We start from the raw sequence: 14,183 nt of genomic DNA, 5'->3' as shown, positions 1-14,183 counted from the left end.
GCCCGCCGCGATGCCCCGCGGAATGGCGTCGGTGTCAGCCCTCCACCGGCACCCCAGCTTCGTCCTTGGAAGTACGGATCGTTTGGAGGGTGCGAACGAGCATGACCGTCGGCGCGCCGGTCAGGCGGTTGGTGAGCTCGTTCTCGTGCGCGGGGTTGCGGGCGACGAGCCGCAGCAGGAAGTCGCCACCGCCGCGGATCATATGGCACTCCCGCACCTCGGGCCATTCGCGGACCATGGCCTCGAAGGCTTCCAGCACCGGAAGCTTCTGGCTCTCGAGGCCGACGATCGCAAAGAAGGTGATCTCCCAACCGAGGGCGGCGGGCTCCACGTCCGCGTGGTAGCCGCGGATGATGCCCGTTTCCTCCAGGCGGCGGACGCGGCGGAGGCAGGGAGGCGCGGAGAGGCCGACGCGGGCGGCAAGGGCCACGTTGGTCATCCGGCCATCGGCCTGCAGCTCACGGAGGATCTCGCGGTCGGTCGCGTCGAGGCTGGCGGGGCCGAGTTCTCTCAAGGGCGGTGCTTCTCTCGGGGCCGACATGGGGCTGCTGACGGGGACCGCTTCTGAGGGCTGGGTTGCGGGCCGTGTGGCCCGGGTGCTTCACAGGGGCGACTATCCCCCGTCCGGGGGGAGGGCTTCAAGGGCGCTTGGCTCCTTGGCTGGTCCTGGGGTGGTGCAACACGGGACGCGCACCGATATGGTGCGGCCGCGACTCTGCATTGCATCCGGGACATTCACGTGGCCGAGACCCACCGCACGCGACTCCTCATCCTTGGCGCCGGCCCTGCGGGCTATACCGCGGCCATTTACGCGGCGCGCGCCGGGCTGGAGCCGATCCTGGTCGCCGGGCTGCAGCCGGGCGGGCAGCTGACCATCACCACGGATGTGGAGAACTACCCCGGCTTTGCGGCGGCCGTGCAAGGTCCCTGGCTGATGGACCAGATGCGCGCCCAGGCGGAGCATGTGGGCACCCGCATCATTGGAGACGTCGTGACGGAAGTCGCCCTGGGGGCACGCCCCTTCCGCGCGGTCGGGGACTCGGGAGACCACTACGAAGCCTCCGCCATGGTCATCGCGACCGGTGCGCAGGCTCGCTGGCTCGGGATTCAGGGTGAGAAGGAGTTGTCCGGCTTCGGCGTCTCCGCCTGCGCGACCTGCGACGGCTTCTTCTTCCGAGGCAAGGAGGTGGCGGTCATCGGCGGCGGCAATTCCGCCGTGGAGGAGGCGCTCTATCTTGCCGGCCTCGCTTCCAAGGTGACGCTCATCCACCGACGGGACAGCCTGCGGGCGGAGCGGATCATGCAGGAGCGGCTGTTCAACCATCCGAAGATCTCGATCCTCTGGAACACCACCGTGGAGGCGGCGCTGGCGACGGAGGACCGCTTCCCGGCCCTGCGGGCCCTGAAGCTGCGCGACGTGGTGGGCGGCGGGCATTTCGAATTGCCGGTGCACGGCATGTTCGTGGCCATCGGGCACGACCCCGCCACCGCCCTGTTCCGCGGGCAGCTGGAGACGGATGAGGACGGCTACATTGTGACGGAGAAGGGTTCGGCGCGGACGAGCGTGCCAGGCGTCTTCGCTGCGGGCGACGTGCAGGATCGCATCTATCGCCAGGCGGTAACCGCGGCAGGAAGCGGCTGCATGGCGGCGCTCGATGCCGAGAAGTGGCTAGCGCATATGCCCGACGACGCCCCCTCCCCTGCCGCCTATGACGCGGTGGACGCCTGATGCCGCTCGATTGGGACAAGCTGCGGGTCTTCCACGCGGTGGCGGAGGCGGGGTCCTTCACCCATGCGGGGGACACGCTGAATCTCAGCCAATCGGCAGTTTCACGGCAGATCCAGGCGTTGGAGGAGAGCCTCGCGGTGCCGCTCTTCCACCGTCACGCTCGCGGCCTGATCCTGACGGAGCAAGGCGAGACGCTGAACAAGACGGTGCGCGAGGTCTTCGCCAAGCTTGCCATGACCGAGGCGCTGCTGACGGAGAGCCGGGAGAGGGCGGCGGGCCGGCTGAAGGTGACGACCACGACCGGCTTCGGCTCCACCTGGCTGGCGCCGCGCCTCGAGAAGTTCCTCAAGCTGCACCCAGAGGTGACCGTCACGCTGCTGCTGGACGACACCGAACTGGACCTGGCGATGCGCGAGGCCGATCTCGCGATTCGCATGCACCCCCCAAGGCAGCCGGACCTGATCCAGCGGCACATCGCGACCTTCGGCTGGAAGGTGGTGGGATCGCCGGAATACCTGCGCAGCGCGGGGATGCCGGCCCGGGCGGAGGACTTGGATGCGCATAGGCTGATCATCTACGGCGACTACCGGCCCCCAGTGGACGACATCAACTGGCTGGCCGAAGCCGGGCGCCGGCCGGGTTCGCCACGTCGCGCCGTGGTGGAGGTCAATTCACTGACCGCCATGCTGCGGGCCGTCCGGTCCGGGCTCGGGCTGGCCGCACTTCCCGATTACATGGGGGAGGACCTGGCGGAACTCGTGCCCGTGCTGACGGAGATGAAGGCGCCGAAGATCGAAGCCTTCTTCGTCTATCCGGAGGAGATGCGAAATTCCAAGCGCGTGGCGGTGTTCCGGGACTTCCTGGTGGCGGAACTGGCGGGGACGTAGCGAAGCTCGATGCAGAATGCGCATGCCTGGCAACGGGTCTTTGCGCGTCGGGCATGACGGCGCTGGAATTAGCCTCGGGTTGTTCGGTGATTGACCCGAACGGGTCCTTCTGGATCCCGCGTCTCCTAGACGTGAAGCCTCCCTGTTTGACTTGGCCGCCAATCCCTGGGATTGGCGGCCATCTTTTCCACCAGTGGATTGGAAAGTGCCGCCAGCGAGGAGCTTGCCCACCCGCGGGGACATGGCTGCAAGCTGCGGCAACAGGCTTTCTTTTTCCGCCGGGTGATGCCACCTGACGCGCATCCCGCAACGCGGCCATTCCGACACGGTTATCCTGTCCAAGCACCAGCCGCGGGATCCCACAGCAGAGAGCGACGATGCGAACCCTCAAGGGCACAGAGTTCAGCGACCGCAGCAAGAATTCTACGGAGGCCAAGAAGGCCCTGCTGGAGCGCTTCAAGGCGCGGCCGGCGGCGGATGACCCGACCGTGCTCGCCCGACAGGAGGAGCGCCGGCGGATTATCGAGGCGCGCGAGGTTCGCGAGGCGGAGCGCCGGCGCCTGAAGGAGGAGGAGAAGGCGCGCCAGGAGGCGGAGCGCCTGCGCCTTATCGCCGAGGAGGAGGCCCGCCAGGCGGAGTTGGCCCGGGAGGCGGCCGAGGCTGCAGAGCAGGCGCGGCTCGCCCTGATCGAGGCCAAGGCGGAGCGCGACCGGCGCTACGCGGCCCGCAAGGCGCGGGCACGGGGGCGGTAGGGCCCTCTGATCCCTTCCAGTGCGGCCGTCAGCCGCCGGTTCCGAACGGAGCCGGCGGCATTTTCATGACCGCTCGTCGAGGCCGATCTGGGCGGCGTAGGCGCGGATGATGGGTTCGAGGCCTGTATCCGCGACGCCCGCGGAGAAGCCGGGATAAAGGGTGCCGAGGCGGGCGGGCCAGCCGGCGACAAGGCGCAGGATGGCCGGATCGGGAGCGCAGCCGATGCCCTTTGTCGGAAAGCCGAGGGCCAAAAGAGCCGACCGGACCAGGTCGGCGGAAGCGCTAATTGACGGGACGTGCAGCAGCCGGGCGGGCACAGGTTCAAGCGCCGCCCGAAGGGCCAGGGCGGTGACCGCCTTCACCGAGGCGACGGGAATGGCGCGGTCCGGCGGCAGGGGCGCGGTGAAGGGGCGCCCGTGCAGGGCGGAGTCGATCAGGTCCGAGACAAAGCCGGCGCCGGGCGGAGCGATGCGAGTGGCGGTGCGGATGATGGTCACGGGCAGGCGGAGAATGACCGCATCGGCCTCCCCGCGACGGGTGGCGTCCTGGAGAAGGGCCTCCGCAACAAGCTTGGTGGTGCCGTAGGTGGAGCGCGGGGCCGGCGGGGCGTCCTCCGTCGCCACCGGCTCCCCATGGCCCAGCACGGCGACACTTGAGAGGTAGAGAATGTGGGGCGGGCTCGGTTGCGCGCGGGCCCAACGGAGCAGGGCGCGGGTGCCGTCGATGTTGACGGCATGGGCGGCCTCCGGATCGGCCTCGCTGGCCTGGCTTGTGATGGCGGCCGCGTGGAGCACGAGGTCGGCGATCGGGGCAGCGCGCTCGAAATCGGCCATCTCGGCGGTGATGAATCCGGAGGGCGGACCGGCGGCGGGCACCCGGTCTAGACCCATTACGGCGGTCACTCGCGGGTCGGCAGCGAAGGCGGCTGCGAGGCGGGCGCCGAGGAAGCCGGCCGCCCCGGTGACGAGGACGCGCATCCCGGCGTGGCCCGCCCTATTCTGGCTTCACGTTCGCGGTGCGGATGACCTCGGCCCAGCGGGCGATGTCCTCGCGCAGGAAGGACGCCATGGCCTCGGCGGGGCGGACATGGACGGTCATCCCGACCTCAGTGGTGCGGGCGCGCACGGGCTCGCGCTCCATGGCCGCGAGCGTCAGTTCACGGAGCCTGGCGAGCGCGGCGGGCGGCACCGCGGCGGGGGCGAAGAGCGCGAACCAGGCGTCGGCCTCGACGCCCTGCACGCCGGCCTCGGCCAGGGTGGGCAGGTTCGGCAGGTGCGGGGAACGGTTGGGCGAGGCAACGGCGAGGGCGCGGAGCTTGCCCGACTGCACCTGGGTCAGGACCGTGGGAGTGGTGGCAAAGGAGAGCTGCACATGCCCGCCCAGCAGGTCGTTCAGCATCGGCGAGGAGCCGCGATAGGGGACATGCACCATGTCCACGCCGGTCTGCGTCCGGAACAGCTCGAGCGTGAGGTGGGAGGCGGACCCCTGACCGGTGGAAGCGCAGGTGAGCTTGCCCGGCTCGGCGCGCGCGAGGGCAAGCAGTTCCGCCACGCTTCCCACCGGCAGGTCCGGGCGGACGACGAGGATATGCTGCAGGTCTGCCATCCCCGCGATGGGCGCGAAGTCGCGCACCGGATCGTAGCCGCCACCATCCGGAAGAAGGGAGATGTTGGTGGCGTGGGTCTGGTTCGAGGCAAGCATGATGGAGGTGCCGTCCGCCGGGCCGATGGCGACGCGACGGCTGCCGATGGCGCCGCCACCGCCGGCGATGTTCTCCACCACGACCGGGGAGTTCAGGTCCCTCGCCAGCTCGCCGGCGACGAGGCGGGCGAGCACGTCGGTAGGGCCACCGGCCGGATAGGGCACCACGAGCGTCACCGGGCGCCCCGGGCTCCAGGGGGCCTGCGCGCGCGCCGCCGTGCCGGCCGTGAGCGCGGCGGGCAGGGCGAGCGCATGGCGGCGGGTGATGCGGATGCTCATGGAGAGGCCCCTTCCCTTCTCGCGGGCCGCGCCGGGCGCGGCGGTTGGGGTGAGCGATGGCATGGATCGCGATGCAGGGGAACGGGCTGACGGCTCGTCGCGGGCGGGCCAGGATAGGCGCTCGTTCCGCGCCGCCGTCATGGCCGGCGCCATGGGTGCTTGGGGAGACGGCATGATTTTCGAGGGCTTCACGCAGGAGACCCGCGAGGCGAACGGGGTGTCGCTGCGACTGCGGCGCGGAGGCGAGGGCCCGCCGCTGCTGCTGCTGCACGGTAACCCGCAGACCCACGCGATGTGGCACCGGGTGGCGCCGATTCTCGCAAGGCGCTTCGAGGTGATCTGCCCGGACCTGCGCGGCTACGGCTTCAGCGGCAAGCCGCCGATCTCCACGGACAGCGCCGCCTTCTCGAAGCGGGTGATGGCGGCGGACATGGCGGCGCTGATGGAGGGGCTGGGGCATGAGCGCTTCGGCGTCGTCGCCCATGACCGGGGCGCGCGGGTGGCTCACCGCCTGGCGCTGGATCACGCGGCGCGGGTCGAGCGGCTCTGCGTGATGGACATCGTGCCGACCCTCGCGCATTTCGAGCGCACGGACATGGGCTTCGCGCTCGGTTACTGGCACTGGTTCTTCCTCGCGCAGAAGCACCCCCTGCCCGAGCGGATGATCCGCCGGGATGTGGAGGACTGGTTCCGCCTGCAGACCTCGCGCGAGCCGAAGGACGACGGCTTCTTCCACCCGGAGGCGCGGGCCGACTACATCGCGGCCCTGCACCTGGACGGCACCGTCGAATCCATCTGCGAGGACTATCGTGCGGCGACGGGGATCGACCTGGAGCACGATCGGGCATCGCGCACGACGGGGGTGCGGGTGGGATGCCCGATGCTCGTTCTCTGGGGTGCGAAGGGGCGGATCGGCCAGTGGTACGAGCCGCTGAAGCTCTGGCGCGACTTCGCGGACGGAACGATCGCCGGCGGCCCGGTGAACAGCGGGCACTACCTGGCCGAGGAAGCGCCGGAGGAGGTGCTGGCGGCGTTGGACAGCTTTCTCGGCTGAAGCCATTTGCGAGGATCGGCCAGAAGGCCGTTCCACCCGCCGGGTGACACGAAGCTTTCACGTTTGCATGGGACGGTGCGGATCCCCTCGGCTTTCCGGACCTCCCAATGCGCAGAACTTTATCCCGCCTTCTCGACCGCGTGCCGCTCAGCGCGCGCCTGATCGGGGGAGCGCTGCTGCTGCTCTCCCTTGCCCTGGGCGGCAGCAACTGGCTGCTGCTGCAGAAGGCCGAGGCCGAGCTCACGGCGCAACTCCTGCTGGGCGTGGAATCGCGCCTGAACATGCTGGTGGAGCGGATCAAGGAACTCGGCCCGCTGGAGGAGCGTGCCGACGGGCTTTATGCCGGGCAGCACCGCCTGAACGGCTGGAGCGAGGGCGTGGAGTTGCTGGAGAGGGCCAGTGGCAACTCGGCGGCGATTATGCACAAGGACGTGCGGGTGGCGGTCAGCGGTGCCGTCGCGCCGCGCGTGCTGAACACGAAGGTCACCGAGCCGGCGGTGCTGGAGATGGTTCTGCGCCGCGGCGAGCCGCTGATCCAGCGCTTCGCGCTGAACGGCGTGCCGCGCATCTCCCGCTTCGTTCCGCTGAAGGACGCCCAGGGGCGGGTGCTGGGGATGGCCGCCCATGGCGCGACGCTCGATCAGATCGACGCCACGTTGGCCGGCATGCGCCTGCGCGCCGGGATCACCGGCGGCGGCGCGCTGGTGCTGGGCGGGCTGGCCCTGTGGCTGATCATCGCCAAGTCGCTGCGGCCGATCGGGCATCTGGCCGCGGCTGTTCAGGGGGTCGCCGAGGGGAACACCACGATCGACGCACATACCCAGGCCGCCAGCACGCGCCGCGACCAGATCGGGGTGCTCGCCCGCGCCATCTCGGCGATGCAGAACGTCGTCGGGCGCGCCCGTCAGGCCGAGGCCGAGGCCGCCGCGCGGAACGAGCAGGCGGCGGCGCGGGAGCGGCAGGCGACGCTGGCGCTTGCCGATGACGTTCAGCGCGGTCTCGAGGCTATCGCGCACCGCGTTCAGTCCTCGGCGGCAGCCGTTCGCGAGGGGGCGGCGGCGCTGACGGGGCTTGCGGTCAGCACAGCGGAGCGCGCGGCCGACGGGACGGTCAGTGCAAGGGAGACCGCGCAGAGCACCGGAACCGTCGCCGCGGCTGCCGAGGAGATGGCCTCCTCCGTCCAGGAGATCGCCCGGCGAGTCTCAGAGGCCGCGGCTGTCGCCGGGCAGGCCGTAGCCCAGGCGCGGGCGACCGATGCCACGGTGCGCGGCTTGGCCGAGGGTGCGGCGCGGATCGGCGACGTCGTGCGGCTGATCAACGACATCGCCGGGCAGACGAACCTTCTCGCGCTCAACGCCACGATCGAGGCAGCAAGGGCCGGGGAGGCCGGGCGTGGCTTTGCCGTGGTCGCGAGCGAGGTGAAGAGCCTCGCCACCCAGACGTCCAAGGCGACCGAGGAGATCGGGGCGCAGATCACCGGGATGCAGGCCTCGACCACGGCGGCGGTTGAAGCGATCCAGGGCATCGGCGGCACCATCGATACGCTTTCCACCATTGCCGGGAGCATCGCCGCAGCCGTGGAGCAGCAGCACGCCGCAACGCAGGAGATCGCCCGCAGTGTGGCGGGTGCGGCACAGGGAGCTTCCGCGGCGGACCGGACGATGAGTGAGATCGCTGGTGCCGCCGAGGATTCGCGCCTCGCCGTCGTCGGCTTGCAGCGCACGAGCGACGAGATGGCCGAAAGTGGCGAGGCACTACGCACAGAAATCGGTGCGCTGGTGGACCGCCTGCGGAAGGCCGCCTGAACGGGTGGGCTGCCCGGGTTGATCCGGGCAGCCCGTTTCAGACAGTGAACTGCTCGGCCAGAATGCGTTCCGGCAATCCCTGGTCCGGGTCGAAAAGCATCGTCAGCCGGTGGCTCGTGCTCTCGCAGATCTCCACCCGGCGGATGTCGCGGACCTCCGTGTAGTCGGCCACCGCGGCCACGGGGCGCTTCTCCGCCTCCAGGATCTCGAAGGTAACGGAGGCGTTGCCCGGCAGGAGGGCGCCGCGCCACCGCCGCGGGCGGAAGGCGGAGATGGGCGTCATCGCCAGCAGGTTCGTCCCGAGCGGGATGATTGGCCCGTGTGCCGAGAGGTTGTAGGCCGTGCTGCCGGCGGGGGTGGAGACAAGGATGCCGTCGCAGATCAGCTCCGGCAGGCGGACCTTGCCGTCCACGAGGATGCGGATCTTGGCGGCCTGGCGGGTTTCGCGGAGCAGGGAGACCTCGTTAATCGCCAGCGCCTCCGCGGTGTCACCATCAGCATTGGTCGTCCGCATGCGCAGCGGCTGGAGGAACGCGGCCTGGGCGGCACGCAGGCGCTCCGGCAGACATTCCTCCCGGTAGGGATTCATCAGGAACCCAACACTGCCGCGGTTCATGCCATAGACAGGCAGGTTGCGGCCAAGGAACCGGTGCTGGGTCTCCAGCATGGCGCCGTCCCCACCTAGGGCGACAATGACCACGGCTTCTTCCACGGGGGCGTCCCCGTAGAGCGCAGCGAGCCGCGAGTAGGCGGTGGCCGCCTCCGGGGTGGCGGCGGCGTGGAAGGTGATGCGGCCACGAAGGTCGGCTGGAAGTTCGCGCGGAGCGTCCGGATCAGGGGTGCCCCCGAGAAGAGCGGCCGTCATGCCGCGGAGGGGGGCCGCTGGGTTTCGAGCGGCAGGCGCCGGTGCTCGAGCACGGGCATGTCGGCGCGGACACGGGCGGTGAGCGCCCGATCAATCCGTGCGGTCGCCCAGCCGGTGCCGTCCGAGCAGCGGGCGACGACATGCCCCCAGGGATCGCAGACGAGGGAGTGGCCATAGGTATAGCGGGGCCCTTTGGGCTCCATATGCTGGCCCCAGGTGGCAGGGGCCGCTATCCAGCACTGTGTCTCGATGGCGCGGGCGCGGATCAGCACCTCCCAGTGGTCCTTCCCGGTCTGCAGGGTGAAGGCCGCGGGCAGGAAGATCAGCTCGGCGCCTGCCTGACGGAGGGAGAGGAAGAGCTCGGGGAAGCGCACGTCGTAGCAGATGGCCAGGCCACATTGCGTGTCGCCGGCCCTGGCGGTGACGATGGCGCTGCCAGCGTCGTAGGTGCTGCTCTCGCGGTAGCCGGTGCCGTCAGGGGCGGTAATGTCGAAGAGGTGGAGCTTGCTGTAGCGGGCAACCTCGCGACCATCGGGCGCAAAGAGAAGGCTCGTGTTGCGCAGCCGGTCGCCCACGCGCTCGCCGATGCTGCCGCCATGGACGTGGATGCGGTTGGCGACCGCCATGGCGCGCAACACCTCGTAGACCTCCCCACCCGGAGCATTCGAGCCGGGCTCGGGGAGGAGTTCGGCGGCGGCAAGCTTCGTGGCGCGGTCTCCGCCCAGACAGGTCCACATCTCCGGCAGCGCGATGACGTCGGGCCGATCGGCCTCGATCGCGGCGGCGGCGAGGCGCTCGGCCTGGGCGATGTTGGCGGCCTTGTCGGCGCCGGGATTCATCTGCACGACGCTGACGCGCATTCGGGGCTCCGGTGGCCAAATCCGTGGTGGTCCGCATGAAGCGCGCGCGGGCGCGCCCCGGCAAGGGCAGGCCGCAGCACTTGACGAGGGCGCCCGGCGCGGCCTCCATCCGTGGGAGGGGCGAAGGAGGACTTTCCATGTTGCATCGTCGGGCGCTGGCGGGAGTTGCAGCGGGGCTTGCCCTGCCGGGGCTGGCCCGGGCGCAGGCAGCCTATCCCACCCGGCCCATCCGCCTGATCGTGGCCTTCGCGGCCGGAGGTGCGGCGGACAGTGCGGCGCGCGTTCTGGCTCCGAAGATGGGAGAGCGGCTCGGCGTCAGCGTGGTGGTGGAGAACCGCACGGGCGGCAGCGGCTCCAACGGTGGCGCGGCAGTGGCCCAGGCCGCGCCGGACGGGCACACGCTGCTCTGGGACGCCTCCTCGCACATTGTGAACCCGAGCCTGCTCAAGGGCCTCTCCTTCGACTACGCAACCGCCTTCCTCCCAGTGACGCTGGCCACTACCTTCCCGCAGGTGCTGGCAGTGAAGTCGGAGAGCCCCGCCCGCAACCTCGGGGAGTTCATCGCCCTCGCCAAGGCGCGGCCCGGCGCGCTGAATATCGGCACGCAGGGGAATGCGACGGCGGGGCACCTGGCGCTGGCGCAGTTGCAACGGCTGGCAGGGATCGAGCTAACCCATGCGCCCTATCGTGGCGGCGCGGACGCGGCACGCGACCTGGCGGCGGGCGTGCTGGACGGCACCTTCATCACCGCGCTTTCAGCGGGGCCGATCGCCGACTCCGGACGGGCAAGGATCCTGGCTGTGGCGACGGAGACGCGACTACCCTCGCGGCCCGATGTGCCGACCTTCGCGGAAGCCGGGCTGCCGGGCCTGACCATCGCCGAGTGGTGCGCACTCTTTGCGCCCGCCGCAACGCCGATGGCCGTCGCGACCCGGCTGCACGAAGCGGTCTCCGGCGCCCTCGCGGATCCTGAGGTGCGGGCGCGCCTGGATCAGATCGTCGCCCTTCCCGTGGGCTCCTCCCCCGCCGACTTTGCCCGCTTCGTGCGTGAGGGACGCGAGTCGATGGCTACGCTGGTGCGCGAGGCCGGCATCCGCGCGGAATGAACGCGGGCTCAGGGCGTGCGGTCAGGCGGGCTGCCGGAGGTCGCCTTGGCACCCAAGCCCGCGACGATCGCCACCACCAGGGCAACGCCAGCCACAGCCAGTAGGGCGAGCGAAAAGCCAAACTGCAGCACCCGCGCGAGGAGTGCCAGCAGGGCAAAGAGCACGGCAAGGCCAATTGTCCAGCGCACCATCGCGGTGGGTTTCCTTCTAGGATTCATGAAGGGAACGGCCAGAATAGGCGGGCGTTGCGGGGCGGTACCCGGCCCGCTCTTTCATTCACTCCGAGTGGAAGTGCTGTAAATCCGGCTTCATGGCCAGAACTGCCTCAGCCATCGGCACCGGCCAGGGCGAGCGGCGGGTGGGCACGGTGAGGCTCGCCACGCCCTCGTCGAGGAGGAGCAGGTAGAGGCGCTCCGTGCGCGTGTCATAGCCGAGAAAGAGGCCAGCCTCCGCGCATTCGCCGCCGTCGCAGGTCCAGCCAAAGACGTACCGGTCCTCAGCCACGCTGAGCCTGCCCGGTTCGGGGGCACGGAGATGGCGGAGCACGTAGGTCTGGCGCCCGCGCGCGACGGAGCGCAGCAGGACTGTGACATCCGGATGGGCTGCAAGGGCCGGGACGGGTTGCCCGGCAAGTTCAAGGGCAGAGGGAGCGCGATCAGGCTGGGCCAGCGCCGGTCCGATGAGCAGCGCCAAAAGGAAGAGGGCGAGTGGTTGCCCACCCGCCCTCCTACCGATCTTCCGTGGAGGCGTGTTCACGCCTCGGCGGTCTCTTCCTCAGCCACCTCAGGCCGCGGGCCGCTGTCGAGGCCCTTGGCGGCCACGTCGCGCTCGATCAGCTCGATCACCGCCATCTGCGCGGCATCGCCGTAGCGGATGCCGGCGCGGAGCACGCGGGTGTAGCCGCCGGTGCGGGCCGCGTAGCGCGGCGCCAGCGTGTCGAACAGCTTGCGGACCACCGCCTCGTCGCGGATCTGCGCGGCCGCCTGGCGGCGGGCGTGCAGGTCACCGCGCTTGCCGAGGGTGATGATGCGCTCCACGTAGGGGCGCAGCTCCTTGGCCTTCGGCAGTGTGGTGGTGATCTGCTCGTGCTTGAGCAGGCTGGTCGCCATGTTCCGGAACATGGAGATCCGGTGGGCGGAGGTGACGTTAAGCTTCCGCCCGGCCATTCCGTGACGCATTGTCTCTACCTTTCCCGGACGGCCGTCAGAACGGCTCGTCCACCTTCCGCGCCAGATCTTCGATGTTTTCCGGCGGCCAGCCGGGGACGTTCATGCCGAGGCCGAGGCCCATGGAGGTGAGAACCTCCTTGATCTCGTTCAGCGACTTGCGGCCGAAATTCGGCGTGCGCAGCATCTCCTGCTCGGACTTCTGAACGAGATCACCGATGTAGACGATGTTGTCGTTCTTCAGGCAGTTCGCCGAGCGGACGGAGAGCTCGAGCTCGTCCACCTTGCGGAGCAGGTTGCGATTGAACGGCAGGTCGTCCTCGACCTCGGCGGCCCGCGCCTCGCGCGGCTCGTCGAAGTTGATGAAGAGCTGCAGCTGGTCCTGCAGGATGCGTGCGGCGAGCGCCACCGCGTCATCCGGCGTGACCGTGCCGTCCGTCTCAACCGTCAGCACCAGCTTGTCGTAGTCCGTGCGCTGGCCGACGCGGGTCGGCTCCACGCGGTAGGCCACGCGGCGGACGGGCGAGTAGATGGCGTCCACGGGGATCAGGCCAATCGGCGCGTCCTCGGGGCGGTTCTCGGAGGCGGGGACATAGCCCTTGCCCGTCGCGACGGTCAGCTCGGCGTTGAGCTTCGCGCCGTCGTCGAGGGTGCAGATGACGAGTTCCGGGTTGGCGATCTCGATGTCGCCGGACACCTGGATCTGGCCCGCCGTCACCTCGCCCGGGCCCGTCGCCGTGAGCGAGAGGCGCTTGCTACCCTCGCCCTGCATGCGGATGGCTAGGCGCTTGATGTTCAGGACGATGTCGGTGACGTCCTCGCGGACGCCGGGGAGGCTGCTGAATTCATGCAGCGCGCCCTCGATCTGCACGGCCGTGACCGCCGCCCCCTGGAGAGAGGACAGCAGGATGCGGCGCAGCGCGTTGCCGAGCGTCATGCCGAAGCCGCGCTCCAGCGGCTCCGCCACGATGGTCGCAGTGCGGGAGGGGTCGTTGCCCCCCTCCACGTCGAGACGCTCGGGCTTGATCAGGGAACGCCAGTTGCGATCCATCGCGCCACTCATGGTGGTGATACCCTCCCTCTCAGACCCGGCGGCGCTTGCGGGGGCGGCAGCCGTTGTGCGGGATGGGCGTCACGTCCTTGATGGCCGTCACGTAGAAGCCGACGGCCTGCAGAGCGCGTAGCGCGCTCTCACGGCCCGAACCGGGGCCCGAGACCATGATCTCGAGCGTCTCCATGCCGTGCTCGCGAGCCTTCTTGCCCGCGTCCTCGGCGGCCACCTGGGCGGCGTAGGGCGTGGACTTGCGGCTGCCCTTGAAGCCCTGGGAGCCCGAGGACGACCAGGCGATCGCGTTGCCCTGGCTGTCGGTGATCGTGACGATCGTGTTGTTGAAGGAGGCGAGGACGTGAGCCACGCCGGAAGAGATGTTCTTCCGTTCCTTCTTGCGCGGGCGGGACCCGGCGTTCGGCTGACGCGCCATCTTACTTCGTCACCTTCTTCTTGCCGGCGATCGCGACGGCCTTGCCCTTGCGGGTGCGGGCGTTCGTGTGGGTACGCTGGCCGCGCACCGGCAGGCCGCGACGATGGCGCAGGCCACGGTAGCAGGCCATGTCCATCAGCCGCTTGATGTTCATCGCGACCTCGCGCCGGAGGTCACCTTCGACGCGGTAGTCGTTGTCCAGCGTCGCGCGCAGGCGAAGCAGCTCATCCTCGGAGAGCTGGTTCACGCGGCGCTCCGCCGGGATACCGAGCTTCTCGCAGATGGCGGCCGCATTCTTCGGGCCGATGCCATAGATGTAGCGCAGCGAGATCAGCACGCGCTTGTTGTCGGGGATGTTCACGCCGGCGATACGCGCCACGGTGCTCTCCTGGAGCGTTCGCTCCGTTCGGGCCGGTCGGCGAGGCCGCCCGGCGAGGTGATCCTGGCCCGACCGCGGCGGCGGCAGGACCAATCGGTGGAGGACGGGGACCGTCCGT

17 protein-coding genes are annotated in these 14,183 nt (G+C 69.9%); 6 read left to right on the top strand and 11 right to left on the bottom strand.

The genetic code is table 11. The features are described from left to right. Positions 1-34: 34 nt before the first annotated feature. A complete protein-coding gene (locus BO39_RS16725; protein WP_052402214.1) occupies positions 35-541 on the bottom strand; it encodes an Lrp/AsnC family transcriptional regulator in 507 nt (168 codons plus the stop codon). A 198-nt stretch (positions 542-739) separates the two neighbouring features. Here BO39_RS16725 and trxB point away from each other — a divergent pair, with 198 nt between their 5' ends. From trxB to BO39_RS16710, 3 genes are all read left to right on the top strand, one after another. Then, positions 740-1,729, top strand: coding sequence for a thioredoxin-disulfide reductase (gene trxB, locus BO39_RS16720; RefSeq protein WP_043835448.1), 990 nt, complete (start codon positions 740-742; stop codon positions 1,727-1,729). After that, on the top strand, positions 1,729-2,616 hold the full coding sequence (locus tag BO39_RS16715; protein ID WP_043835446.1) for a LysR family transcriptional regulator: 888 nt from the start codon (positions 1,729-1,731) through the stop codon (positions 2,614-2,616). The genes trxB and BO39_RS16715 overlap by 1 nt, the downstream gene beginning before the upstream one ends. Positions 2,617-2,993: 377 nt before the next feature. Continuing rightward, entirely contained in the window at positions 2,994-3,368 is a 375-nt protein-coding gene (locus tag BO39_RS16710; protein WP_043835443.1) for a DUF6481 family protein, read from the top strand. 63 nt (positions 3,369-3,431) lie between these two features. Here BO39_RS16710 and BO39_RS30055 read toward each other — a convergent pair whose 3' ends face one another. Continuing rightward, positions 3,432-4,346 carry an NAD-dependent epimerase/dehydratase family protein gene (locus BO39_RS30055; RefSeq protein ID WP_052402212.1) on the bottom strand — a complete coding sequence of 305 codons (915 nt, stop codon included), beginning with the start codon at positions 4,344-4,346 and terminating at the stop codon, positions 3,432-3,434. A gap of 16 nt (positions 4,347-4,362) precedes the next feature. Then, a complete protein-coding gene (locus BO39_RS16700) occupies positions 4,363-5,349 on the bottom strand; it encodes a Bug family tripartite tricarboxylate transporter substrate binding protein (RefSeq protein WP_043835440.1) in 987 nt (328 codons plus the stop codon). A 61-nt stretch (positions 5,350-5,410) separates the two neighbouring features. Between BO39_RS16700 and BO39_RS16695 the strand changes: the two genes are divergently transcribed. Both BO39_RS16695 and BO39_RS30050 read left to right on the top strand, forming a co-directional pair. Further along, a complete protein-coding gene (locus BO39_RS16695; RefSeq protein WP_342666327.1) occupies positions 5,411-6,403 on the top strand; it encodes an alpha/beta fold hydrolase in 993 nt (330 codons plus the stop codon). A 107-nt stretch (positions 6,404-6,510) separates the two neighbouring features. Beyond that, on the top strand, positions 6,511-8,208 hold the full coding sequence (locus BO39_RS30050; RefSeq protein ID WP_084698186.1) for a methyl-accepting chemotaxis protein: 1,698 nt from the start codon (positions 6,511-6,513) through the stop codon (positions 8,206-8,208). Positions 8,209-8,245: 37 nt separating this feature from the next. On the opposite strand, the gene BO39_RS16685 is transcribed toward BO39_RS30050, so the two are convergent. Together BO39_RS16685 and BO39_RS16680 are read right to left on the bottom strand one after the other, a co-directional pair. Further along, the gene (locus BO39_RS16685) at positions 8,246-9,073 is read right to left on the bottom strand and encodes an NAD kinase (RefSeq protein ID WP_084698185.1); all 828 of its coding nucleotides are present in this window, start codon (positions 9,071-9,073) and stop codon (positions 8,246-8,248) included. Continuing rightward, positions 9,070-9,933 (bottom strand): carbon-nitrogen hydrolase family protein, encoded by an 864-nt coding sequence (locus BO39_RS16680; protein ID WP_043835438.1) that lies wholly within the window; start codon positions 9,931-9,933, stop codon positions 9,070-9,072. The genes BO39_RS16685 and BO39_RS16680 overlap by 4 nt, the downstream gene beginning before the upstream one ends. A gap of 137 nt (positions 9,934-10,070) precedes the next feature. Between BO39_RS16680 and BO39_RS16675 the strand changes: the two genes are divergently transcribed. Further along, on the top strand, positions 10,071-11,039 hold the full coding sequence (locus BO39_RS16675; RefSeq protein WP_043835436.1) for a Bug family tripartite tricarboxylate transporter substrate binding protein: 969 nt from the start codon (positions 10,071-10,073) through the stop codon (positions 11,037-11,039). Positions 11,040-11,047: 8 nt separating this feature from the next. On the opposite strand, the gene BO39_RS16670 is transcribed toward BO39_RS16675, so the two are convergent. The 6 genes from BO39_RS16670 to rpsM all read right to left on the bottom strand — a co-directional run bounded on the left by BO39_RS16670 (position 11,048) and on the right by rpsM (position 14,065). After that, positions 11,048-11,230 (bottom strand): hypothetical protein, encoded by a 183-nt coding sequence (locus BO39_RS16670; protein WP_043835434.1) that lies wholly within the window; start codon positions 11,228-11,230, stop codon positions 11,048-11,050. 85 nt (positions 11,231-11,315) lie between these two features. Further along, complete coding sequence (locus tag BO39_RS32645; protein WP_156963723.1) at positions 11,316-11,543, bottom strand: hypothetical protein; 228 nt, start codon at positions 11,541-11,543, stop codon at positions 11,316-11,318. A gap of 248 nt (positions 11,544-11,791) precedes the next feature. After that, entirely contained in the window at positions 11,792-12,217 is a 426-nt protein-coding gene (gene rplQ, locus BO39_RS16660; RefSeq protein ID WP_043835430.1) for a 50S ribosomal protein L17, read from the bottom strand. A 25-nt stretch (positions 12,218-12,242) separates the two neighbouring features. Further along, entirely contained in the window at positions 12,243-13,256 is a 1,014-nt protein-coding gene (locus tag BO39_RS16655; protein ID WP_043835428.1) for a DNA-directed RNA polymerase subunit alpha, read from the bottom strand. 31 nt (positions 13,257-13,287) lie between these two features. Continuing rightward, positions 13,288-13,686, bottom strand: coding sequence for a 30S ribosomal protein S11 (gene rpsK / locus BO39_RS16650; RefSeq protein WP_043835425.1), 399 nt, complete (start codon positions 13,684-13,686; stop codon positions 13,288-13,290). 1 nt (position 13,687) lies between these two features. Beyond that, positions 13,688-14,065 carry a 30S ribosomal protein S13 gene (gene rpsM / locus BO39_RS16645; protein ID WP_043835423.1) on the bottom strand — a complete coding sequence of 126 codons (378 nt, stop codon included), beginning with the start codon at positions 14,063-14,065 and terminating at the stop codon, positions 13,688-13,690. Positions 14,066-14,183: the final 118 nt, after the last annotated feature.

Origin of the sequence: Roseomonas aerilata DSM 19363 (assembly GCF_000711725.1) — a bacterium.
GTDB classification, from domain to species: domain Bacteria; phylum Pseudomonadota; class Alphaproteobacteria; order Acetobacterales; family Acetobacteraceae; genus Roseomonas; species Roseomonas aerilata.
Note: the sequence above shows the minus strand (reverse complement) of the source record. Positions and strands in the feature narration are given on the sequence as shown.

What these genes read in the sequence shown, in the direction of transcription:
- BO39_RS16695 (WP_342666327.1), top strand. Translation starts at nt 5,411, where the DNA reads ATGGATCGCGATGCAGGGGAACGGGCTGACGGCTCGTCGCGGGCGGGC.
- rplQ (WP_043835430.1), bottom strand. Translation starts at nt 12,217, where the DNA reads ATGCGTCACGGAATGGCCGGGCGGAAGCTTAACGTCACCTCCGCCCAC.
- BO39_RS16715 (WP_043835446.1), top strand. Translation starts at nt 1,729, where the DNA reads ATGCCGCTCGATTGGGACAAGCTGCGGGTCTTCCACGCGGTGGCGGAG.
- BO39_RS16670 (WP_043835434.1), bottom strand. Translation starts at nt 11,230, where the DNA reads ATGGTGCGCTGGACAATTGGCCTTGCCGTGCTCTTTGCCCTGCTGGCA.
- rpsK (WP_043835425.1), bottom strand. Translation starts at nt 13,686, where the DNA reads ATGGCGCGTCAGCCGAACGCCGGGTCCCGCCCGCGCAAGAAGGAACGG.
- BO39_RS16655 (WP_043835428.1), bottom strand. Translation starts at nt 13,256, where the DNA reads ATGGATCGCAACTGGCGTTCCCTGATCAAGCCCGAGCGTCTCGACGTG.
- BO39_RS16710 (WP_043835443.1), top strand. Translation starts at nt 2,994, where the DNA reads ATGCGAACCCTCAAGGGCACAGAGTTCAGCGACCGCAGCAAGAATTCT.
- BO39_RS30055 (WP_052402212.1), bottom strand. Translation starts at nt 4,346, where the DNA reads ATGCGCGTCCTCGTCACCGGGGCGGCCGGCTTCCTCGGCGCCCGCCTC.
- BO39_RS30050 (WP_084698186.1), top strand. Translation starts at nt 6,511, where the DNA reads ATGCGCAGAACTTTATCCCGCCTTCTCGACCGCGTGCCGCTCAGCGCG.
- BO39_RS16680 (WP_043835438.1), bottom strand. Translation starts at nt 9,933, where the DNA reads ATGCGCGTCAGCGTCGTGCAGATGAATCCCGGCGCCGACAAGGCCGCC.
- BO39_RS16725 (WP_052402214.1), bottom strand. Translation starts at nt 541, where the DNA reads ATGTCGGCCCCGAGAGAAGCACCGCCCTTGAGAGAACTCGGCCCCGCC.
- BO39_RS16700 (WP_043835440.1), bottom strand. Translation starts at nt 5,349, where the DNA reads ATGAGCATCCGCATCACCCGCCGCCATGCGCTCGCCCTGCCCGCCGCG.
- BO39_RS16675 (WP_043835436.1), top strand. Translation starts at nt 10,071, where the DNA reads ATGTTGCATCGTCGGGCGCTGGCGGGAGTTGCAGCGGGGCTTGCCCTG.
- BO39_RS16685 (WP_084698185.1), bottom strand. Translation starts at nt 9,073, where the DNA reads ATGACGGCCGCTCTTCTCGGGGGCACCCCTGATCCGGACGCTCCGCGC.